This window comes from Streptomyces durmitorensis (assembly GCF_023498005.1).
Taxonomy (GTDB): Bacteria; Actinomycetota; Actinomycetes; order Streptomycetales; family Streptomycetaceae; genus Streptomyces; species Streptomyces durmitorensis.
In genome coordinates, this window is the sequence record NZ_CP097289.1 from 2,382,528 (window position 1) to 2,403,824 (window position 21,297).

The 21,297-nt window shown below is 71.1% G+C and carries 16 protein-coding genes; 6 read left to right on the forward strand and 10 right to left on the reverse strand.

Annotated features, from left to right (window positions below; genetic code table 11):
* The first annotated feature begins 50 nt into the window (after positions 1-50).
* Positions 51-1,145 carry an ABC-2 transporter permease gene (locus tag M4V62_RS10865; protein WP_249587042.1) on the forward strand — a complete coding sequence of 365 codons (1,095 nt, stop codon included), beginning with the start codon at positions 51-53 and terminating at the stop codon, positions 1,143-1,145.
* 30 nt (positions 1,146-1,175) lie between these two features.
* Here the strand turns inward: M4V62_RS10865 and M4V62_RS10870 are convergent, their stop codons facing one another.
* Positions 1,176-3,395, reverse strand: a complete 2,220-nt coding sequence (locus tag M4V62_RS10870) for an MMPL family transporter (RefSeq protein WP_249587043.1) — start codon at positions 3,393-3,395, stop codon at positions 1,176-1,178.
* A 215-nt stretch (positions 3,396-3,610) separates the two neighbouring features.
* Here M4V62_RS10870 and M4V62_RS10875 point away from each other — a divergent pair, with 215 nt between their 5' ends.
* Positions 3,611-4,819, forward strand: coding sequence for a sensor histidine kinase (locus M4V62_RS10875; RefSeq protein ID WP_249587044.1), 1,209 nt, complete (start codon positions 3,611-3,613; stop codon positions 4,817-4,819).
* Positions 4,816-5,556 (forward strand): response regulator, encoded by a 741-nt coding sequence (locus tag M4V62_RS10880; RefSeq protein ID WP_249587045.1) that lies wholly within the window; start codon positions 4,816-4,818, stop codon positions 5,554-5,556. The genes M4V62_RS10875 and M4V62_RS10880 overlap by 4 nt, the downstream gene beginning before the upstream one ends.
* Positions 5,557-5,571: 15 nt before the next feature.
* Here the strand turns inward: M4V62_RS10880 and M4V62_RS10885 are convergent, their stop codons facing one another.
* Genes M4V62_RS10885 through M4V62_RS10895 form a run of 3 tightly spaced genes read right to left on the reverse strand, consistent with a single transcriptional unit; the run spans position 5,572 to position 8,635 of the window.
* The gene (locus M4V62_RS10885) at positions 5,572-6,879 is read right to left on the reverse strand and encodes an ABC transporter substrate-binding protein (RefSeq protein WP_249587046.1); all 1,308 of its coding nucleotides are present in this window, start codon (positions 6,877-6,879) and stop codon (positions 5,572-5,574) included.
* Entirely contained in the window at positions 6,879-7,715 is an 837-nt protein-coding gene (locus tag M4V62_RS10890; RefSeq protein ID WP_425575003.1) for a carbohydrate ABC transporter permease, read from the reverse strand. The genes M4V62_RS10885 and M4V62_RS10890 overlap by 1 nt, the downstream gene beginning before the upstream one ends.
* Positions 7,712-8,635 (reverse strand): carbohydrate ABC transporter permease, encoded by a 924-nt coding sequence (locus M4V62_RS10895; protein WP_249587047.1) that lies wholly within the window; start codon positions 8,633-8,635, stop codon positions 7,712-7,714. Before M4V62_RS10895 ends, M4V62_RS10890 begins: the two co-directional genes overlap by 4 nt.
* Positions 8,636-8,815: 180 nt before the next feature.
* Here M4V62_RS10895 and M4V62_RS10900 point away from each other — a divergent pair, with 180 nt between their 5' ends.
* On the forward strand, positions 8,816-9,670 hold the full coding sequence (locus M4V62_RS10900) for a phosphotransferase enzyme family protein (RefSeq protein WP_249587048.1): 855 nt from the start codon (positions 8,816-8,818) through the stop codon (positions 9,668-9,670).
* A gap of 27 nt (positions 9,671-9,697) precedes the next feature.
* Here M4V62_RS10900 and M4V62_RS10905 read toward each other — a convergent pair whose 3' ends face one another.
* The 4 genes from M4V62_RS10905 to M4V62_RS10920 all read right to left on the reverse strand — a co-directional run bounded on the left by M4V62_RS10905 (position 9,698) and on the right by M4V62_RS10920 (position 14,059).
* Positions 9,698-10,423, reverse strand: a complete 726-nt coding sequence (locus tag M4V62_RS10905) for a 3'-5' exonuclease (RefSeq protein WP_249587049.1) — start codon at positions 10,421-10,423, stop codon at positions 9,698-9,700.
* 112 nt (positions 10,424-10,535) lie between these two features.
* A complete protein-coding gene (locus tag M4V62_RS10910) occupies positions 10,536-11,777 on the reverse strand; it encodes a DUF5919 domain-containing protein (RefSeq protein WP_249587050.1) in 1,242 nt (413 codons plus the stop codon).
* A 103-nt stretch (positions 11,778-11,880) separates the two neighbouring features.
* Positions 11,881-13,200, reverse strand: coding sequence for a copper amine oxidase (locus tag M4V62_RS10915; RefSeq protein ID WP_249587051.1), 1,320 nt, complete (start codon positions 13,198-13,200; stop codon positions 11,881-11,883).
* A 64-nt stretch (positions 13,201-13,264) separates the two neighbouring features.
* Positions 13,265-14,059, reverse strand: a complete 795-nt coding sequence (locus tag M4V62_RS10920) for a Tat pathway signal sequence domain protein (protein ID WP_249587052.1) — start codon at positions 14,057-14,059, stop codon at positions 13,265-13,267.
* 158 nt (positions 14,060-14,217) lie between these two features.
* Here M4V62_RS10920 and glgX point away from each other — a divergent pair, with 158 nt between their 5' ends.
* Entirely contained in the window at positions 14,218-16,326 is a 2,109-nt protein-coding gene (gene glgX / locus M4V62_RS10925) for a glycogen debranching protein GlgX (RefSeq protein ID WP_249587053.1), read from the forward strand.
* On the opposite strand, the gene M4V62_RS10930 is transcribed toward glgX, so the two are convergent.
* Positions 16,301-17,587, reverse strand: a complete 1,287-nt coding sequence (locus M4V62_RS10930; RefSeq protein ID WP_249587054.1) for an MFS transporter — start codon at positions 17,585-17,587, stop codon at positions 16,301-16,303. The two genes, glgX and M4V62_RS10930, sit on opposite strands and share 26 nt — an antisense overlap.
* Positions 17,588-17,668: 81 nt before the next feature.
* Between M4V62_RS10930 and treY the strand changes: the two genes are divergently transcribed.
* Entirely contained in the window at positions 17,669-20,110 is a 2,442-nt protein-coding gene (gene treY / locus M4V62_RS10935; RefSeq protein WP_249587055.1) for a malto-oligosyltrehalose synthase, read from the forward strand.
* Here treY and M4V62_RS10940 read toward each other — a convergent pair.
* Positions 20,093-21,235: a cytochrome P450 gene (locus M4V62_RS10940; RefSeq protein WP_249587056.1), complete on the reverse strand. Its 1,143-nt coding sequence runs from the start codon at positions 21,233-21,235 to the stop codon at positions 20,093-20,095. The genes treY and M4V62_RS10940 overlap by 18 nt on opposite strands.
* Between the last annotated feature and the right edge of the window lie 62 nt (positions 21,236-21,297).

A 21,297-nucleotide genomic window follows, 5' to 3' on the forward strand; every position in this document is an offset into this window, starting at 1 on the left:
TACAACACCGAGAATGAGTGTATACGCCAACTATCGCGAGAGGTCTTCCGATGACCGCCACCTCGGCGCCCGCCCACAAGGCATCAGCCGGCCCGGCAACAGCCTCCGGACCACTCCGTCACGTCTTGCTGCACCTCGTCACACCCCTGCTGATGTGCCTCGGCATGGGCCTCGCCTACATGGGCGCGTTCGTCACGCCGCAGCCCCACGAGCTGCCGATCGCCGTCGTCGGTTCGGGCGAGCAGACGCAGGCCCTCGCGCAGACCGTCAAGGACAAGGCGGGCGACGCCCTCGACGTACGGACCGTCGGCTCACGCGCCCAGGCGGTCGACGCGCTCAAGTCGATGGATATATCGGGGGCCTACGTCCCCGACGCCAAGACCCCCGAGGTGATCGTGGCCACCGCGGGCTCCGACATGAGCGCCATGGCGGTCGAGAAGATCTTCACGCCGGTCGCGGCGGAGCGGGGCGTGCCGCTGAAGGTCTCCGATGTGGCGCCGACCGTCGACGACGACCCCACGGGGCAGGGCCTGTTCTTCCTGCTCGTCGCGGTGAGCATCGGCTCGTACGCGTCGGTGGCGGCGCTGGGGGCCGCCGGGGCCGGAATGCGGATGCGGGCCCGGGCGGCGCTCGCCCTCGGCGTCTCGTTCGCCGTGAGCCTGATCGGCGCGGCGCTCGCCGGGCCCGTCTTCCACCTGGTGCACCAGGGCCTGTGGGGCGTGTGGGCCATGGCATGGCTCTACGCGGCCGGCATCCTCTTCATCGGCATCGGACTGCACACGTTCCTGAAGCGCTGGACGACGCTGACGATGATGGTCCTCTTCGTCATGCTCAACTTCACCTCGTCCGGCGGTCTGTTCAGGCCGGAGCTCCAGAACGGCTTCTTCGGCTCCCTGCACGCCTTCTGGAACGGTGCCGGATTCGTCGAGGGCATCCGCAGCCACCTGTACTTCGGCGTCCACGGCCTCGCCCAGCACGTGTGGACCCTGGCCGCGTGGCTGCTGCTCGGCCTGGTGATCACCGGCATCGCGGCGCTCTGGGAGCGGCGTGCGCGGGCAGCGGTGGACGCGCCCGTGCCCGGCCACGAGGCCGGGCACGAACAGCGGGAGCAGGAGGAGGAGATGGAGGAGTCGGTGGCCGTGTGACGGCCACCGACTCCGTGACGGCCGTGCCGCCTAGTGCCGTTCGGAGTACGCCCGGGCAGAGGCCTGCGGCCAGTACTCCTCGGGAGCGGGTGGCGGCCCGTCCGGCGTGTGGTGGCGGCCCCGGGTCTTGTTCGACCTGCGCGGCCACCACAGCCCGCGGCCCAGGATCGCGGCGAGCGCGGGCACCAGGACGAGGGAGAGCACCAGCGAGGACAGGAGAATCCCCAGGCCGGTCGCGAAGCCGATCTCCTGGGTCGCGGGGCTCGCGGCCAGGCTTGCGAAGGAACCGGCGAGCACGATTCCGGCCGTGGCGACGGCGGGTGCGGTGTGCCGCACCGCCTCGGCCACGGCGTGCCTTGCCGGGACCGGCTTCTCCATCTCCTCCCTGATCCGGTCGGTGATCAGGATGTTGTAGTCGGTGCCGAGGGCGACGACGAACAGGAAGAGCACCAGGGGCAGCGTGAACGAGACCCCGGTCCTGTCGAGGCCGTGCTGGAAGACCAGCGTGCTCGCGCCGAGGGTGGCCACGAACCCGAGCCCCACGGCGATCAGCAGCACGACCGGTGCCAGCAAGGAGCGCAGCAGCAGGAAGAGGATCACCGCGATCAGCAGGGCCGCGACCGGGAACACCAGACGCAGGTCCTTCTCCACGGCCGTCGAGATGTCGGCGAAGAGCGCGGCCGTTCCCGTGACGTACGCCTCGGTGCCCTCCGGAGCGGTCCGCGCCACCGTGTCCCTGACCGGCCCCGAGACCAGGTCGCGCGCCTTCTGCGTATCGGACTCGACGCTCAGGAAGAGATCGACCCGCGCGGCCGTGCGGTCCTTGCTGAGCACCGGTTCGCCGACCTCCCCGACGCCCTGCGCCTTGCCGAGGGCACGGGTCATCCCGGTGAGCGAACTCTCCTTGATGTCGGAGCCGTTCGTGCTCCGTACGTACACGCTGTGCGGGTCGGACACGCCCGCGGGCAGGCTGCGCGCGATCTGCTCCGCCGTCCTGACCGACGCGGTCTCGGGCAGGCCCTGCTGGTCGTAACTCATCTTCATGCCGACCGCGCCCGCGCCGAGGGCGCACAGGAGCACCAGGCTGCCGAGGGCGTACCGCACCGGCCTGGCGCTCACCGCGTGCCCCAGGCGTGCGCTGACGCCGCCGGTGCGCTCCTTCTTCCAGGCACGTGCGGGCCAGAACATGCCGCGCCCGAGCAGGGCGAGAAGCGCGGGCATCAGCGTGAGGCTGGCGAGGAGCATCACGAGTACGGAGATCGCGATCGCGGGGCCGAGGACCCGGAACTGTCCGAAGCTCGCGAGGCCGAGGGTCGCGAAGGCCGCCACGATGGTCAGGGCGGCGGACGTGATCGCGTTGCCCACACGCCCGGTCGTCTCGGCCGCGGCCGTCCGGGCGTTCTGCTCGGGGTGGTTACGCAACTGCTCCCTGAAGCGGAACATCAGGAAGAGGAAGTAGTCGATGCCGATTCCCAGGAGCACGACACCGATCAGCGAGGGCGTGGAAGGGTCGAGGACGATACCGAAGAGCTTCGCCGCGCCGACCACCGCTCCCGATGCGACACCGCCGATCAGCGCCACCGCGATCAGCGGCACGAACGCGGCCGCCAGGCTGCGGAACACCAGCACGTTCAGAAGGACGATGAGGCCCATCGTCAGCATGCCGACGACTTTCCCCGTGGATTCCTCCGCGTCCGTGTTGTCCACCGTGGAGGCCAATCCGCCGGTGAATCCCACGCGTAGGCCGTCGGCGGCGAATTCGTCCTTCGCGCCGTCACGGAATTCCTTGTAGACGTCCTGCAGACCCGGGTCATTGGGATTTCCGTCGAGAGAGACCGTGAGGAGCCGGAAACTCTTGTCCGGGGCCACGGCACCCGGCGAGACGCGCGGGGTCTGGGAATGGTCCTTCATGAGCTCTTCGGGCTTCGGTGCGACGATCCGCTCCCGGCCCAGGTCGGCCGCGGTGGCCGCGATGTGCCGCTGGTCGCCCGCCGTGAGCTTGCCGCCGTCGTCCCTGGCGACCAGCACGGTCAGGGCGTTGGGGTCGGGCTTGGTGCCGAATTCGTCCTCCGCGATGCGCAATGCGACGGCCGAGTCGTATTTCTTGGGCAGGAAGTCCCCGGCCTGGGAGTCGGTGACGTCGTACATCATCGTTTGCCCCACGAACGACAGTGCCGCTCCGAGGATGGTCCAGACGACGATGGTCAGCCATCGGTGTCGGGTGGAGAACGAGGTCAGCTTGCGAATCATGCCAACAGGTCATCACGCGGGGCCCCTTGAGAGCGTCGGCCGCCGGAAGGGGACGCACCCCTGACCCTGGTCCGGTACTTCGTGGCGGGCAGTACTCCGGTACTGGGTGGAAGAACCGCCCCTGCGGCCATTCATGTGCCCGTGCGCCGGGATGTAATGGGGCGTAAAGGCGGGACGACAGGGCCCGCCGAACCGGCTTTCTTGGAGGCGCCCGGATGGGCCGCGATTTCTTCCCACCCGTACCGCCCACGGGCAGGGCGCGGCCGACGCCGGGTGACGTGGCGGTCGCCGTCGTCGCGGTGGGGCTCGACGTACTGGCCTACCTCGCCCCGGGCGAGGAGGGCCCGGGGGCGCCGGTCACCGTGCTCGGTGTCCTGCTGGTCGCTTCCTCCGTGCTCCCGCTGCTCTTCCGGCGCCATCACCCCGTGCCGGTGCTCGGCGCGGTCCTCGTCGTGCAGCTCGCCGTCAATCTGGGTCTCGCCGTCGACCCGGGCGCCCCGATGTCGAACAGCTACGGAGGCGCCGTCGCGGTCGCGCTCTACACCGTGGCCAGGTACAGCGGGCCGCGCGCCGTGGCGCTGGGTGTCGTGGCGACAGCGCCCGTGCAGCTCGTGCGCTATCTGCACAACGACATACCGTTCCTGGGCATGGGCATCACCGATGTGCTGCTCACGCCCTGCCTCATCGTCGCCGTGGGCCTGGCCGTGCGGCAGTGGAAGCGGCAGCTGGACATCAACCGCACGCTCCTGGCCGACCGCGCGGTGACCGAGGAACGGCGCCGCATCGCGCGGGAGCTCCACGACATCGTGGCCCACCACATCACCACCATGTACCTGATGTCCGGCGGGGCCAGGTCGACCCTGGACCGCGATCCCGAGACGGCACGCGAGGCCCTGGTGACCCTGGAGGAGTCCGGCCGCACCGCGCTGCACGAGATGCGCCAGCTCCTCGGGGTCCTGCGCAGCACCGACACGCTGGAGGAGACGCCGTCGGAACCCCAGCCAGGGGTGGACGGCATCGAGCGGCTCGTCGCCGATTCGACCGCCGCGGGTCTGCCGGCCGAACTCCACGTCACCGGGCGGCCCGTGGCCCTGCCGATGACGGTCGGCCTCACCCTCTACCGCATCGTGCAGGAGGCGCTGACCAACGCCCGCAAGCACGCGGGCCCCGCGGCCCGCGCCACGGTGCGGCTCGCGTACCTCCCGGACCGGGTCACCGTCGAAGTGGCCGACGACGGCACCGGTGAGGGCAAGGCACCCGGCGGGAGCGTCGCGGGCGGCGGATACGGTCTGCTGGGGATGCGGGAACGCATCGCTCTGCACGACGGTTCACTGCGTGTCGGAAGCCGCGCGGAAGGCGGGTTCGAGGTGGTCGCGAGCGTGCCGCTGCCCGCCGACACCTACGAGAAGGACAGGATCCGATGACATCCTCCGCCGAACCCGCGCCCGAACCCGCGCCCGTGGCTGGGACCGGGGCCGAGCCCGACGGCCTCACCGTCCTCATCGCGGACGACCAGCCGCTGGTGCGCCGGGGCCTGTCCCTGATCCTGCGCTCCGACCCCGCCATCCGGGTCGTCGGCGAGGTGGGCGACGGCGAGCAGGCCGTCGCTTCGGCCCTCGAACTCCGCCCCGACGTGGTCCTGATGGACATCCGCATGCCCGTCCTCGACGGCGTAAGGGCCACCGAGCGGCTGACCGCCGAGCTGCCCGGGTGCCGGGTCCTCGCGCTCAGCACCTTCGACATGGACGAGCACGTGGTCGGTGCCCTGCGGGCGGGGGCCTCGGGGTTCCTGCCCAAGGACGTCTCCCCCGAGGAGCTGGTGGCCGCGCTGCGCACCGTCCACCGCGGTGAGTCCGTGGTCGCCCCGCGGCTGCTCACCCGGCTGCTCGCCACCTTCGTGACCCCGGCTCCGGCGTCGCATCCGCCGGCCACGGACCTCGCCGGGCTCACCCCGCGCGAGGTCGACGTGCTCCGCCTGATCGCCGCGGGCCTCGACAACACCGAGATCGCGCAGCGGATGGAGATCGGCGTCCAGACCGTGAAGAACCACGCCACCGGCGTCTTCGCCAAGCTGGGCGTCCGTGACCGCGCGCAGGCGGTCATCGCCGCGTACGAGTCGGGGCTCGTGCGGGCGGGGCAGGGCAACGGGGCCCGTCCCTGAACTCCCGGCCACGGCCTACCGCTGGTACCTCTTGAGCACCAGATTCCCGTCTTTCACGAGCCGTTTGCGCAACTCGTCCAGGCCGATCGCCCCGCTGTAGTACTCCTGGAGCGCCGGGGTCGCCACCTTGTCCTTCCACTCCGGATACCCCCGCACCGACTGTGCGGGCGCCGGGCGCAAGTGCTCCGCGAGCGCCGTGCCCGCCGCCCAGTCGTCCTTCTTCGTCCGCAGGGCAGGATCCCTCAGGGCCTCCGCGCCAGTCGGCAGCATCCAGTCGCCGCGCGCGAGTTTCACCATGTTGTCCGGCTGGAGGAAGAAGTCGATGAACTCGGCCGCCTCCTTCTTGTGCGGGCTGTCCTCGGAGACGGACAGCGTCTGCGGGCTGACGCCCTGCGCGAGCCCCTCCGCTCCCGCCGGGGCGGGAAGCACCTGCCAGTCGAAGCCCTTGGGCGCCTGCTGGACGATCTGCTGGCGGTAGGAGAAGCCGAGCGGGACCATCGCGTACTTGCCGCCGAAGAAACCCGGCAGCGTGTCGGAGCCGCCCATGCCCAGGGTCGTACCGGACGCGCTCTTGTCGGTGTTGACCTGGTCGTGGACCGTGCGCGGCATGATCTCGTCGGCCGCGTCGAAGCGGACGTCGACCTTGCCGTCCGCGCCCCGGTGGAACATCTTTCCGCCGGTCGAGAGCGAGAGGTTGAGCGTCGCGGACACCGGCTCCTTGAGCGGCCAGGCCACCCCGTACTTCCCGTCCGTGCCGTCGCCGAGTTCCTTGCTGACCGACCGGAACTCCGCCCAGCTCCACGGCTTTTCGGGCGTGGGAATCCGCACGCCGGACTTCTTCAGCCACTTCGCGTTGGCGATCAGGACGCGCGGCTCCTGGAGGAAAGGCACTCCGTAGACCTTGCCCCCGAAGGTCGTCGTCTCCCAACTGCGCTTCGGGATATCGGACTTGAGCCGCTCGGGGAGCAGGTCGCCGATGTCCGCGAGATAGCCGCCGTACGCGAAGTCGGCGAGGTCGTCCGAGGCGTCATGGATGATGTCCGGCGCCTCTCCGCCCTCGAAGGAGGTGAGCAGCTGGTCGTGGACGCTGTCCCAACTGCCCTGGACGTACTCGACCTTGACATCGGGGTGGGTGGCGTTCCACTCCTTGACGAGCGCCTTGTTGGCGTCGACGGACTCCTTCTGCCAGGCAAGGGACTGGAACTGAAGGGTGATCTTCCCGTCGTCGTCCCCGGAGTCACCGCTGCAGCCGGTGAGCAGCAGCGCGAGGGCGGTGGCGGCCGCGGTCACCAGGCGTGGGCCGAGGCGTGGTGCCGTGCGCATCAGGCCTTCACCGCCCCTGCCAGCATGCCGCCCGTGATCCGCTTCTGGATGATCGCGAAGATGACGAGCGAGGGGATGGTCGCGAGGAACGCCGCGGCGGCGAGCGGCCCGAGGTCCGCGACGCCCTCGGAGCCGATGAAGCGGTTGAGGATGACCGGCAAGGTCTGCTTCTCCGGGGTCTTGAGCAGGACGAGCGCGAAGAAGAACTCGTTCCATGCGGTGATGAAGGCGAACATCGCCGTGGCGACGATGCCGGGGGCGAGCAGTGGCGCGACGACCGAGACGAACGTACGCACCTTGCTCGCGCCGTCGACCGCCGCCGCCTCCTCCAGTTCGGTGGGCACGGCACGGACGTACCCGACGAGCATCCACAGCGCGAAGGGCAGCGACCACACCACATAGACCATGATCAGGCCGAGCAGCGAGTTGATCAGGTGCAGGTTCTTCAGGATCAGGAACAGCGGGATGATGATCAGGACGAAGGGGAACGCCTGGCTGATCACCACCCAGCCCGTCGCCGCCTTCGAGACGCGATTGCGGTGCCGCGCCATGACGTACGCCATGGGGGTCGCGATGACGACCGCGATCAGGGACGCGCTGAGCGCCGCGATCAGGGAGTTGCCCGCGGCCTGGAGCAGCGGCTGCTCGTCGAAGGCCTGCCGGAAGTTCTCCAGGGTCGGATCCTTAGGGATCCAGGTGGGGTGCAGGCTGCCAAGTTCCCGTGCGGGCTTGAAGGCCGTGGAGATCAGCCAGAGGAACGGGAAGGCGAGGAAGACGAGATAGGCGGCGAGAGCCGTGTACTGCGCGGCGCGCGTCGACTTCTTCGTACGCATCATGACTCGTCGCCTCCTTTCAGGCGGCCGACGAGGTAGAAGGCGAGGATCACCGAGATCACCGCGACCATCACGCAGCCCATGGCCGCGGCATAGCCGAACTGGCCGTAGCGGAAGGCCTCTTCGTAGGCGAAGAGCATGGGCAGGCGGGTGCGGCCGCCGGGGCCGCCCTGGGTCAGGACGTAGACCAGGGCGAAGGAGTTGAAGTTCCAGATGAAGTTGAGCGCCGTGATGGCGAGGGCGATCGGCTTGATCGCGGGCCAGGTGACGGTGCGGAAGCGGCGCCATGCGCCCGCGCCGTCCATCGCGGCGGCCTCGTGCAGCTCGCGCGGGGTGTTCTGCAGCCCGGCGAGCAGCGCGACGGTGGTCTGCGGCATGCCGGCCCAGACGCCGACGACGATGACGGCGAAGAGCGCCGTGGCCGTCCCGGTCAGCCAGTCCTTGCCCTCCCCGAGGCCCAGGTTGGAGAGCGTCTCGTTGAGCACGCCCGCGTCCGGGTGGTAGACGAGCCGCCACATGATGCCGACGACCACTTCGGGCATCGCCCAGGGGATGATCGCGAGCGCCCGCGCCAGCCAGCGCATCCGCAACGGCTGGTTGAGCAGGAGCGCGAGGCCGAGCGCGAGGAAGAACTGCGGCACGGTGACGCCGAACGCCCAGATCAGGCCGATGCGGAACGAGTCCCAGAACAGCGTGTCGTGCAGCAGGTCCTGGAAGTTGAGGGCGCCGACCCACTGGGTCGGTTCGGTGCGGCCCGACTGCGAGTCGGTGAACGCGAGCGTGATGCCGTAGAGGAGCGGGCCCACGCTCAGGACCAGGATCGGGATCAGCGCGGGAAGCACCAGGAACCAGGCGCCGTGGTCCGCGCCTCTACGGGCGGACGCGCCGTTCGCTGACCGCTTCGTTGCGGTCGCCAATGTCACGGAATCGGCTCCTTTGGGCGGCTCATCGGGGTTTGGCCGCCCAGGCGGCCCCCGTCATCGTGCTGATGGGATCTTGATACGTCAAGCAGCTGCGCAGGCCCCGCAGCCGCTTGGCCTGTGCGAATGGGAGACTGTGCCGGCGAACGTGGCGGATGCAGCGAGCGGTGCGGGAGGCAAGGGATGGACGAGGCGCGGGCACGGGACGTACTGGGCGCTGCGGGTCTTGAGCGGGACGCGGCGCTGCTCGCGCTGGGCGAGAACGCCGTGTTCGGCAGCGGTGGGTCGGTGGTCAAGGTCGGGCGTGCGGCGCCGGAGCTCCTGGACCGCGCGCGGCGGGAGTTGCGGGTCGCGCGGTGGCTGGAGGAGTCGGGCGTGCCCGCGGTGCGGGCGGCCGAGGAGGAGCCCCGCTTGGTGGACGGGCATCCGGTGACGGTGTGGCACCGGCTGCCGCAGGCCGTGCGCCCTGCCGAGCCGCGTGACCTCGCCGCGCTGCTTCGGCTCGTGCACGCGCTTCCCGCGCCCGGGTTCGAGCTGCCCCGGCGTGAGCTCCTGGGCGGGGTCGAGCGGTGGCTGCGGCTCGCCGGCGACGCGATCGACGTCGAGGACGCGGACTATCTGCGGGAGCGCAGGGACGGGTTCGAGGCGGCGGCGTCGGCGCTCGCCCCCCGCCTCGCTCCCGGCCCCATTCATGGCGACGCTCTCCCCCGGAATGTCCTGGTGGGCGCGGACGGCCCGGTCCTGGTGGACCTGGAGACCTTCTCCGCCGATCTGCGGGAGCACGACCTCGTGGTGATGGCGCTCTCGCGGGACCGCTACGGACTGCCCGCCGACGCGTACGACGGGTTCGTCGCGGAGTACGGCTGGGACGTGCGGGAGTGGGAGGGGTGCGCGGTGCTCCGGGGCGCCCGGGAGACGGCGAGCTGTGCGTGGGTCGCCCAGCACGCCCCCAGCAATCCGAAGGCCCTGGCCGAGTTCCGTCGTCGGGTGGCCTCGCTGCGGGACGGGGATCCGGCCGTGCGGTGGTACCCCTTCTGAGCGCCGCCGAGCCGCGGCCTGCCGCCCTCAGACGCCGGACGCGCTGAACTCCTCGCGCAGCGGCCACGTGCCGTCGATCACCGCGTCCGTCTCGCCCTTCTTCCGCAGGAACTTCTGGAAGTCCGCCGCCCATTCCGCATACCAGTCGATCTGGCGCCGGTGCAGCTCGGCCGGGCCGAACGCGGCCAGCTTGGGGTGGCGGTCGGCTATGGCCGTGGCCAGGCGGGCCGCGGCCAGGGCGTCCGACGTGGCGTCGTGGGCCGACTCCAGAAGCACTCCGTACTCCGTGCAGACCGCTTCCAGGTTCCGCTTGCCCTTGCGGTAGCGCTCGACGGAGCGGTCGATGGTGTACGGGTCGATGACCGGGGCCGGTTGCGCGCCGCCCAGGCGCTCGCGCAGGGACGGCAGGCCGTGCCTGCGCAACTCGGCGGAGAGCAGGGTCAGGTCGAAGGTCGCGTTGTAGGCCACGACCGGAACGCCCGACTGCCAGTACGACACGAGCACCGCCGCTATCGCGTCGGCGACCTCGTCGGCCGGCCTGCCGTCCGCCGCGGCCCGTTCGTTCGAGATGCCGTGCACCGCCACCGCCTCCGCAGGGATCTCGACCCCCGGGTCGGCGAGCCACTCCCTGCGGCCCAGCGTCTCGCCCGCTCTGACCTCGATCACGGCCGCCGTGACGATGCGCGCCTCGCGCGGGTCCGTCCCTGTCGTCTCCAGGTCGAACCCGATCAGCAGCTCCCGGTGCCAGCCCATGGCCGCCCCCTTCTCTGTGGTGCTTTCCCCCATTGACCACCACGATCCCACGCACCACTGACAATCCGAGGCGCGCATTCCGCTTGCCGCCCCGGCGGGCGCCCCGGACGGCTCAGGAGACCGGCCGCGAGTCCGCCCAGGCCAGCTCGAACTCCTCCCGGTACGTCTCGAAGAGTCCGCTCTCTTCCGGCTCGTCCGCCTTGACCACCCGGCGGCCACCGCGCAGGACGAGCACCGGCGCCTCCATCCCGCGCGTCCTGCGCAGGTACGACTGGACGACCGCGATGCCGTCCGCGCCGTCCCCGTCGACCAGATACGCGGTGAAGCGCGGCGTCTCGTCGAAGACGTGGATCTCGAAGGCGCCCGGATCACGCAGGCGGGCCCGCACCCGGCGCATGTGCAGGATGTTCATCTCGACGCTGCGGCTCAGCTCGCCCCGCTTCAGGCCCAGTTCGCGCTCCCTGCGCTTGACCGCGCTGCTCGCCGGGTTGAGGAAGAGCAGCCGCACCCGGCAGCCGGACTCCGCCAGGCGCACCAGACGGCGTCCGGAGAAGTTCTGGACCAGGAGGTTCAGGCCTATCCCGATCGCGTCGAGGCGGCGGGCCCCGCCGAAGATGTCCTCGGCCGGGAACTGCCGAAGCAGCCGCACGCGGTCCGAGTGGACGCCCACCACGTCGGCGTACCGGTCGCCGACCAGGGACTCGACGGCGTCGATGGGCAACCGGCGCACGGAAGGCGTGTCGGTGCCCGTGCCGAGTATGTCCAGGAGCTTCGCCGATGCGCGCTCCGCCTGGGCGAGCACGGCGGTGGACAGGGCGCGGTTGCGCGACACGACGTTCCGGGTCACTTCCAGCTCGTCCAGAGCGAGCTCGACGTCCCTGCGGTCGTCGAAGTACGGCTCGAAGCACGGCCAGTGCTGCACCATCAGCTCGCGCAGCTGGGGCAGCGTGAGGAAGCTGAGGACGTTGTCGTCGGCCGGGTCGAGCAAGTAGCCCTTGCGCCGGCTGACTTCGCGTACGGCGACGGCCCGCTGCACCCACTCCTGCCCCGCGGGTCCTGCGGCGGCGACCACCCAGTCGTCGGCGTGGACGGGTTCGTAGATGGGTCGCAGAACAGCGGCCACGACCGCGCGCAGCCGCTGCTCCACGAGATTCAGCCAGATGTAGGCCCGCCCGGCGCGCTGCGCGCGCGTGCGCACCTCGCGCCAGGCGTCGGCGCCCCAGTCCAGTTCGGGTCCGATCTGAGATCCCATCTCCATCGGCCGCGCCAGGGACACCGCTCCGGGCGGGCCGTCCGCGGAACCCCCCTCGTGACCCTCGTCACCAGGGGGCAGTTCCCGCCCTCCCGAGCTCACCCAGCGCACCCCTTCCGCTCCCCCGAGCACTCCCCCGTTCAACGATCAAGGAAGGGTACTCCGGGAGCGGCGGGCGGTGCAGCCGGATGGCAAGGGTGGATTCTCAACCGCCCAGCGGCGGCTGCCCGTTCTGGCCGGCGAGGTCCTGCGGAGTGAGCGGACTCATAGCGGTCACGTCGCGCGCGGCCAGCGAGAAGCCCTGCCAGTGGACCGGCATCGGCTGCTGGTCCTCGTCACGGGCGATGTGGTGGAAGCCTACGTGGACCCAGGTGACCGGATGCGTCAGGGACTGACCGTTCACCCACTTGTCGACGCTCGTCGGTGCTCCGTTGGCGCACCCCGGGTTGTTGCTCGCGTACTGCTCGCACTTCTTGTACTCGGTGAAGTACACGTCGTGCTTGGTGAAGGGGCGTCCGGCGTGCTTGGTGCTGGGCCCCGGCACGATCTCGTACGAACGGGGGTGGCCGTCCGCGTTCTTGCCCGCCCCGCTGACCACGCGCCACCAGCGCATGTCCTTGCGGTCACCGGCGAGTTCCTTGGTGACCTTGGTGCGGGTGGTCTTCGTCTTGGGGCTGCCCTGGCCGGTGGGCGGGGTGACCTTGGAGTCGTACTGCTCGACCTTGGCCTTCGGGGAGCCGTCCAGGCCGAAGTTGAGCCGCCAGAAGACGTTGTGGGCGTGGCTCTCAGCCTTGGCCTGGTCGCCCTTGCCGATGGGCCAGCCGCGGCTGTCACCGCCGTCGTAGTCGAACGGCGAGAGGCTGCCGGTCGCGCCGACCTGGGAGGTGATGGTGCCGTCCGACGAGAAGCGCCACTCGGTGATGTACTCGTACCAGGAGGCCTTGTTCACGGTGTAGACGAGCAGGTCCTTGCCCTGGCCGGTGTAGACCTTGCCGGTGCCGCCGGTGCTCTCGTCGTCGTTGAGGCGGTACGCGTGCCCACGCGCGCGCGTGGTGGTGCACAGACCCTTCACGTTGCCCCGCTGGGGGACCTTCACGGTCTTGATGGTGCCGCCGGGACACTCGCCGGGGTTCAGGTTCTGCAGGGCCTGGCCGAAGTCGGTGCCGGTGACGTCGTCGTACTCGGCCTCGCCGTCGTCGTAGGGGACGTGGACCTGCGCGAGCCGGGCGCTGGTCAGGACGGGTATCGGCTTCGCCTCACCCTTGGGCTGGTAGCTGATCTTGTCGAGGATCAGTCCGGAGAGCGTGTTGTAGTGCCAGCACATGCGCCAGGTCGTGCCGCCGTCGACGGTCTGCTCGATCTTGTAGGCGTCGCTGCAGTCGGCGGCCGGCGCCGCGGGGGCGCTCGGCGCCTGGGGGGCGGCCGTTGCGGGCGAGGCGACGGTGACGACGCCGCCGATCAGCGCGGAGACCGCTAGGGCCCTGGTGACCCTGGTGCGGGCGCGCGAAAGTCTGTTGACGTGCATTGCGGTGTGAACTCCCTCGTACGAGGAGAAGCAGAAGTGTGGTGTCGTGCGCGAGCGGCCGGAATCAGCCGAGGCGGCCCACGGAGCGGGTGCTCAGGTCGACGACGAGGGACCGGGTGTCGATCCACGGGCCGTTCTTGACCTTGGTGACGACCTGGAGGCACCGGTGCTTTCCGCACTCGGTCAGGTCGGACGGGACGCGCTCGACGGTCTCCTTGCGGAAGACCATGCCGCTCAGCTGAAGCTGTCCCGGGCCGGTCAGCGCCTTGCCCGTGGCGTGCTTGAAGTCCTGCTTCAGGCCCTTGCCGAGCGGGTCCGCGATCAGCAGCTGGGCGCCCTCGGCGAGCTCTTCCTGGCTGGGCGGCGGCTGGACGTTCTGCGTGGTGTTCGAGTCCTCCACCTTGCCGGTCTCCACGTTGACCGTCTTGGTGATGACCGCGTCCTTCTTGTAGTCGTAGTAGACGACTTCGGCGCGGCGCGGAGCCGCGGCGCCCGCGGCACCCGCGTCACTGGGGTCCGGCTCGCTGAGGTTCGTCGAAAGGAGCTGCGGGCCGCGGTCGCCCTCGACGTCCCTGGCGCTGGAGCGCATGGCGCCCGACACCGATGCCTTCTCGGCGCGCTCGATCTCGGCGTCGGTCAGCGGGTCGCTGCCTATGCCCTTCTCGCCCTCGTCGGGCGCCGCCTCGACGACGCCGTCCTTCGCGATGGCGTTCTGCTTCGCGTCCGCCGCGTTGGCCTGGCGGTCCCCCGACTCGCCCGCCCCCGGCAGTGTGACGCCCACGAGCACCGCGGTGGCGGCCACCGCGACTGCCGCGCCCGCCATCACCTTGCCCAGGTTGCGTCTGACTAGCTCTCGCACTTACTCCCCTTTTCCCCCACGAGCCCCAAGAAGGGGCATACCGAGTTTGTGGTCGGTCGGTTAGACGGCTTCAACTCCCGCGTGGTTGCCCCACTTTCGGGGAGACTCTGACCAAAGTGACCCCGGGCCGAGGGGGCGGTAGTGGAAGAGTCGTATGCATGCAGGTGTGGCCAGGGCAGGCGTATCCACTCGGTGCCACGTACGACGGCGCCGGAACGAACTTCGCGGTCTTCTCCGAGACCGCCGACCGCATAGAGCTCTGTTTGTTGCACGACGACGGCTCGGAGACAGCCGTCGAGCTGCGGGAGTCCGACGCGTTCGTGCTGCACGCGTACCTGCCCGGCGTGATGCCGGGCCAGCGGTACGGCTTCCGTGTGCACGGTCCGTACGACCCCGCGCAGGGGCACCGCTGCAACTCGGCGAAGCTCCTGCTCGATCCGTACGCCCGCGCGGTCAGCGGCCGGATCGACTGGGGCGAGGAGGTGTACGGCTACCGCTTCGGCGCCCCGGACAAGCGCAACGACCTGGATTCGGCGCCGCACATGATGACCTCCGTGGTGGTCAATCCGTACTTCGACTGGGGCGACGACCGTCCGCCGCGCACCCCGTACAACGAAACCGTGCTCTACGAGGCCCATGTGAAGGGCCTGACCATGCAGCACCCCGATCTTCCCGAGGAGTTGCGCGGCACGTACGCGGCGCTCGCGCACCCGGCGGTCATCGATCACCTCTCCCAACTGGGGGTGACGGCTCTTGAGCTGATGCCGGTGCACCAGTTCGTGAACGACCACCGTCTGGTCGACATGGGCCTGAACAACTACTGGGGCTACAACACCATCGGTTTCTTCGCGCCCCACAACGCGTACGCCTCCTGGGGCGACCGGGGCGAGCAGGTCCTGGAGTTCAAGCAGGCGGTCAAGGCGCTGCACGAGGCGGGCATCGAGGTGATCCTCGACGTCGTCTACAACCACACGGCCGAGGGCAACCACTTGGGCCCGACGCTCTCCTACAAGGGCCTGGACAACGCCTCGTACTACCGCCTGACGGACGATCCCCGCTACTACATGGACACCACGGGGACCGGCAACTCGCTCCTGATGCGGTCGCCGCACGTCCTCCAGATGATCATGGACTCGCTGCGGCACTGGGTCACGGACATGCACGTGGACGGCTTCCGCTTCGACCTCGCGGCCACGCTCGCCCGGCAGTTCCACGAGGTGGACCGACTGTCGTCGTTCTTCGACCTCGTGCAGCAGGATCCGGTGGTGAGCCAGGTGAAGCTGATCGCCGAGCCGTGGGACGTCGGCGAGGGCGGCTATCAGGTCGGCAACTTCCCGCCGCTGTGGACCGAGTGGAACGGCATGTACCGCGACACGGTGCGCGACATGTGGCGGGGCGAGCCGCGCACGCTCGCCGAGTTCGCCTCACGGCTCACCGGTTCGTCGGACCTCTACCAGGACGACGGCCGGCGCCCGCTGGCGTCGATCAACTTCACGACCTGCCACGACGGTTTCACGCTGCACGACCTCGTCTCGTACAACGACAAGCGCAACGACGCCAACGGCGAGGACAACCAGGACGGCGAGAGCCACAACCGCTCCTGGAACTGCGGCGCCGAGGGCGAGACCGACGACCCGGACGTCCTGGAGCTGCGCGCGCGGCAGATGCGCAACTTCATCGCGACGCTGATGCTCTCCCAGGGCGTCCCGATGCTCAGCCACGGCGACGAGTTCGCCCGGACGCAAGGGGGCAACAACAACGCCTACTGCCAGGACAACGAAATCGCCTGGGTGCGCTGGCCCGAGGGCGGGAGCACGCAACTGGAGTTCACGCGCGCGATGGCGTGGCTGCGGCGCGACCACCCCGTCTTCCGCAGGAGGCGGTTCTTCCACGGCCGCCCGGTCGAGGGCACGCACGACGAGCTCTCGGACATCGCGTGGTTCACGCCCGAGGGCGAGGAGATGACGCAGGAGGACTGGGACGCCTCGCAGGCGCGGGCGCTGACGGTGTTCCTGAACGGCAACGCGATCTCCGAGCCGGGCACGCGCGGCGAGCGGATCGCCGACGACTCGTTCCTGCTGATGTTCAACGCGTCGGCCGAGCCGCTGGAGTTCGTGATTCCGGTCAATCACGGCCGCCAGTGGCAGGTGGTCGTGGACACCGCTCGGGCGGAGGGTGTGCCGCCGGACACGGGGCCGAAGGCGGGGGCCGGCGAGCGCCTGACGCTCGCCGACCGGAGCCTCACCGTCCTGCAGCGCCCTGCCTGACCAAGGAGGTGGTGTGCGCGCTGTCGTCCGCCGCGGGGCGGGCGGCGAGCGCGACGAGGAACGCGACGGCGGCGGCCGCGCTGCCGAGCGCGAACGCCGCTCCGGGGCCGTAGGACTCGGCCAGGCGCCCCGCCACGGCGAGCGTGACCGCCTGGCCGCCGACGAAGGCGCTCGCGGCCCACGTCATCCCCTCGGCGAGCCGCCGCGGCGGGCAGGAGCGCTCGGTGAGCGCGAAGCCGGTGATCAGGTTCGGGGCGAAGATGGCGCCGAACACGGTCACCACGAGGTACAGGCCCGTCATGCTGTCCGTCCACACCAGCGGCAGCGAGAGCAGCGCCGCGGCCGCCGTCGCCACGCGCCAGCGCGCGTACAGGCCGAAGCGCTCGGGCAGCGCAGCCATGGAGAGCCCCACGACGGCGCTCATGACGCCCATGGCCGCGTAGACGAGGCCCGCCTGGCCCGGCTGTCCCAACTCCTCGGTGAGGGCCGTGATGCCCGCTCCACAGGCGCCGAGCAGGACACCGACGAAGACGAGCCCCACGCGGACGACGACGACCTGGCGCGGGAGCCGTTCCCGGCCGCCACGCGCGCGTGGCGCTCGCTCCGCCGTGTGGGCCGTCCGGCCCGTGGGGTGCAGCGCGAAGCCGGAGCCGCAGACGGCGACAAGGAGCGCGGCCGCCCCGAAGGCGTACGCCGGGTGGCCCGCCACGGCTGCGAGGCCCACCAGGGCGGGGCCGAGCACGAAGGACAGCTCGTCCATGGTGCTCTCCAGGGACAGCACGGTGTTGACCAGACGGCCGTCGCCGCCCGCCCCGCGGACCAGCGGGACGGCGCGTGCGCGAGCCAGCGGGCCGATCCCGGGGATGCTGGCACCGGCGAGCACGGCGAGGACGATCAGCGCGGGTGTGGGCAGCTCGATGAGGGCGCCGAGCGTGTACGCGGCGATGGCGACGGCGTTGAGCAGCGAGAAGCCGAGGACGACGGCGCGCTGGCCGCTGCGGTCGGCGAGGCGGCCGACGACCGGGCCCATGGTCACCTGGCCGAGCGCGAGCGCGCAGGCGACCACGCCGCCCGTGGCGAGCGATCCGCTGGTCTCCGTGACCAGCAGGACGCTGCCGAACTGGATCATGGCCACGGGGAGCCTGCCGAGGAACGAGATCACCGGAAGGAGCGCTCCGGTGTGCCCGATCACTTCCCGGTAGGTGTCCAGGAGTCCCCGTGCGCCGGGTTCGTGCCGTCCGGTCTGTTCCTTCGTCGCCATCGTCCGACGCTAACGACGTCCGGCCGGGCACACGCATGAGCCGATGACACGAAAGCCCGCCAGGCGGGTACGTACGTTCCCATGACGCCTGAGCGCCCAGAGCCCGCGGTGCCACCACCGCCCACCGCCACCTACCGGTTGCAGCTCCAGCCGGAGTTCCCGTTCGAGGCCGCCGAAGCGGCCGTCCCGTACCTGGCCTCGCTGGGAGTCTCGCATCTGCATCTGTCCCCGGTGCTCGAGGCCGTTCCGGGGTCCGCGCACGGCTACGACGTCGTGGACCACGCGCGCGTGCGCGACGAGCTGGGCGGCGAGGAAGGGCTGCGGGCCCTTTCGAGCACCGCGCGGGCACACGGTCTGGGTCTCGTCGTGGACATCGTGCCGAACCACATGGCAGCGGTTCCGCGCCACAACCACGCCCTGTGGGAGGTGCTGCGGGAGGGCCCCCGTTCGCCCTACGCCCGGTGGTTCGACATCGACTGGGACGCGGGCGGCGGGCAGGTGCTGCTTCCCGTGCTCGGACGCGGGGTCGGGGACGAGCTGGAGCGCCTGCGGGTCGACGGGAACGAGCTGCGCTACCACGAGCACGCGTTCCCTCTCCGTGAAGGCACCGGGGAGCTGCCGCTTCCTCAGCTCCTGGACGCCCAGTGGTACCGGCTCGCGTGGTGGCGCCTTGCCCGCACCGAGCTCAACTACCGGCGCTTCTTCACCATCTCGGACCTCATCGGGGTGCGCGTCGAGGACCCCGAGGTGTTCGACGCGACCCACGCGAAGATCCTCGAACTGCTCCGGGAAGGGGTCGTGGAGGGGCTGCGGGTCGATCACCCCGACGGGCTCGCGGACCCGGGGGCGTACCTCCAGCGGCTCCAGGAGGCCACGCGCGGGCGCTGGACGGTCGTGGAGAAGATCCTCGCCGACGGGGAGCAGCTGCCCGCCGCGTGGCCCGTCGCGGGCACCACCGGGTACGACGCGCTGCGCCACCTCGACGGCCTGTTCACGGACCCGGCGGGGGCGGGTGAGCTCCTGGGCCAGTACCGGAGGTTCACGGCGCCCGCGGTGGACCGGGGCGGCGACTGGGGGGCGACGGTGCGGCGCGCCGCGTACAAGGTGCTCACCCATGAGCTGGCCGCCGAGACCGACCGCCTCACGCGCGAGGCGACCGCGCTCTGCGCCCCGGACCCCGCGCTGCGCGACCACGCGCCGTGGGCGCTGCGCACCGCGCTCGTGGAACTGCTCGTGCGTCTTCCCGTCTACCGGCCCTACGTCTCCGGGGGCGCCGAACCGGCTTCGGTGCTCACGGTGAGGGCCGCCGACGAGGCCAAGGCCGCCTTCGCCGTGCGGGAGGAGGCCGAGGCGGTCGATGTCGTACGCGACCTGGTCCTCGGGCGTCTGGGGTCCGGGCCCGCGCTCGACGGCTTCCGCGCGCGGTTCGCGCAGACCTCGTCGGCGCTGCGGGCCAAGGCGGTCGAGGACACGGCGTTCTACCGGCACGCGCCGCTCCTCTCGGCAGCCGAGGTGGGGGGCTCTCCCGAGCGGCCCGCGGTGACCCCGGAGGCCTTTCACGCCTACTGCGCGCGCGTGCAGCGCGACTGGCCGTACGCGGGGACGGTGCTCAGCACGCACGACACGAAGCGCAGCGCGGACGTACGGGCGGGCATCGCCGTGCTCACGCAAGTCCCGGAGCGGTGGGCCGACCTCCTGGTCGACGTGACCGAGCAGACCGCGCGCGTGGGCGGCACCAGCGCGCCGGATCCCCAACTGGCCTGGGCGGCCTGGCAGACGGCCGTCGGTTTCGGCTTCCCCTACGACGAACGGCTCCAGAAGGCCCTGCTCAAGCACGTGCGCGAGGCGGGCCTGCACACGAGCTGGACCGAGCCGAACGAGGCGTACGAGAAGGCGGTGACGGCGTTCGTGGAGGCCGGTCCCTGCGGGCCGCCGCTCTACACGGTCGCGGAGTTCGCGGGCGGCCTGCGGCCCCATGTGCGGGCCAACGTCCTGGGGGCCACGCTGCTCCAGCTGGCGATGCCGGGGGTGCCCGACCTCTACCAGGGCACCGAGGGCGAGTACCGGGCCCTGGTGGATCCGGACAACCGGCGGCCCGTGCGGTTCCAGGCGCATGTCCTGGAGTACCTGGAGCAGCACCGTGACCGCTGGGACCTCTCCGAGGAGAAGCTGGCCCTCACGGCGACCGCGCTGCGGCTGCGCAGGCGCCGCCCGGAGCTGTTCGGCGGCGCGGCGACGTACGAGCCGCTGGCGGCGCGGGGCCCCGGCGCGGCGCACTGCGTGGCTTTCGCTCGCTCCGGAGAGGTGATCGCGGCGGTGACCCGGCTCTCCTTGCGCCTGGCCGATGCGGGCGGCTGGCGGACGACGGAACTCGCGCTTCCGGAAGGGCGGTGGGTAGATCTGCTCACCCGGGAGCGGGAGTTCACGGGGCACGCGCGCGTGGAGGAGCTCTTCGGGGAACTGCCGGTGGTGCTTCTGGAGCGCGTGTCCACTGACCCCGCTGCCTCAGGGGCGGACGAGTAGCAGGCGCGGGGCCCGCGCCATGAGCCCCTGGGGCGCGGGCCTGAAGCCGGGCGCCCAGCGCAGGCCCGGCATGACGTCGAGCAGGGCCCGCAGGCCGCACTCGGCGGCGAGCCCCGCCAGGGTGGCGGCCGGGCAGAAGTGCCGTCCGGCGCCGAACGCGAGGTGGGCCGGGTCCGTGCGGAAGATGTCGTAGCGGTCGGGGTCGGCGAAGCGGAACGGGTCGCGTCCCGCGGAGCCTATGAGGCAGGCGACGACGGCTCCCGCGGGCAGTGTGGTGCCGCCCAGGGACACCGGCACGCTCGCGCGGCGCAGCACGACGGGGGTGGGCGGATCCCGGCGCAGGGACTCGGCCCAGGCGGCGGGTATCAGCCCCGGACGGGTGCGTACGAGGTCCAACTGGGCGGGGTGGTCGAGGAGGTTGGCCAGGAAGGAGGCCAGCGCGAGGGCGGTGGCCTCGCCGCCGCCGGTGAGGAGCGTCCCGGCAAGGCCGGTGACGGCCTCGTTGGAGAGGGCCTGCCCGTCCACCCGGGCGCCGCACAGCACGGAGAGCAGGTCCGCGCCGGGGTGGGCGCGCCGCCGCGTGACGTGGGGCCGCAGGAGGCCGTTCAGCTCCGGGTGGAGGCCGCCGGGACGCGCGAGCCCTCCCGTACGGCACCACTCCCGTACCCGGGCTGCGTCCTCCCAGGGCAGCCCGAGCGCGGCGACGGCGGCCGCGGCGGGCAGCCAGGCACTGAACTCGGCGACGAGATCGACCTCGCGCCGTCCGGCCAGGCGCCGGGCGAGGACGTGGGCGGTGCGCTCGGCGGCGGCCCGCAGCAAGGGCTCGATGAGCCTCCGATAGGCCGGGCCCGGCCCGTCGGCCGCAGGCCCGAACCGCACGTCACCGAGCGCGGCCCGCACATCCGCGTACCGGCTGAGCAGCCAGGCTCCGAGGAGCTCGTCGTGGACGAGGGGGAAGTCCTCACGGAGGGCGCGATAGACCGGATAGGGGTCACGCTCCACGCCAGGGGCCAGGAGACTGGGCAGCACGGCGCGCGAGGCGGCCCCGGCCCGTCCGGCGTTCGGGGACGAGCTCGGCGGAGCCGGTGACAGGCGGTGCCCGCTGGGGGCCGAGCTCGTTGACACGGTTTCAGGGCACCATCGGAGGGCGCCGTGCGCAGTTCCATACGCCCATTCGGGTGACGCTG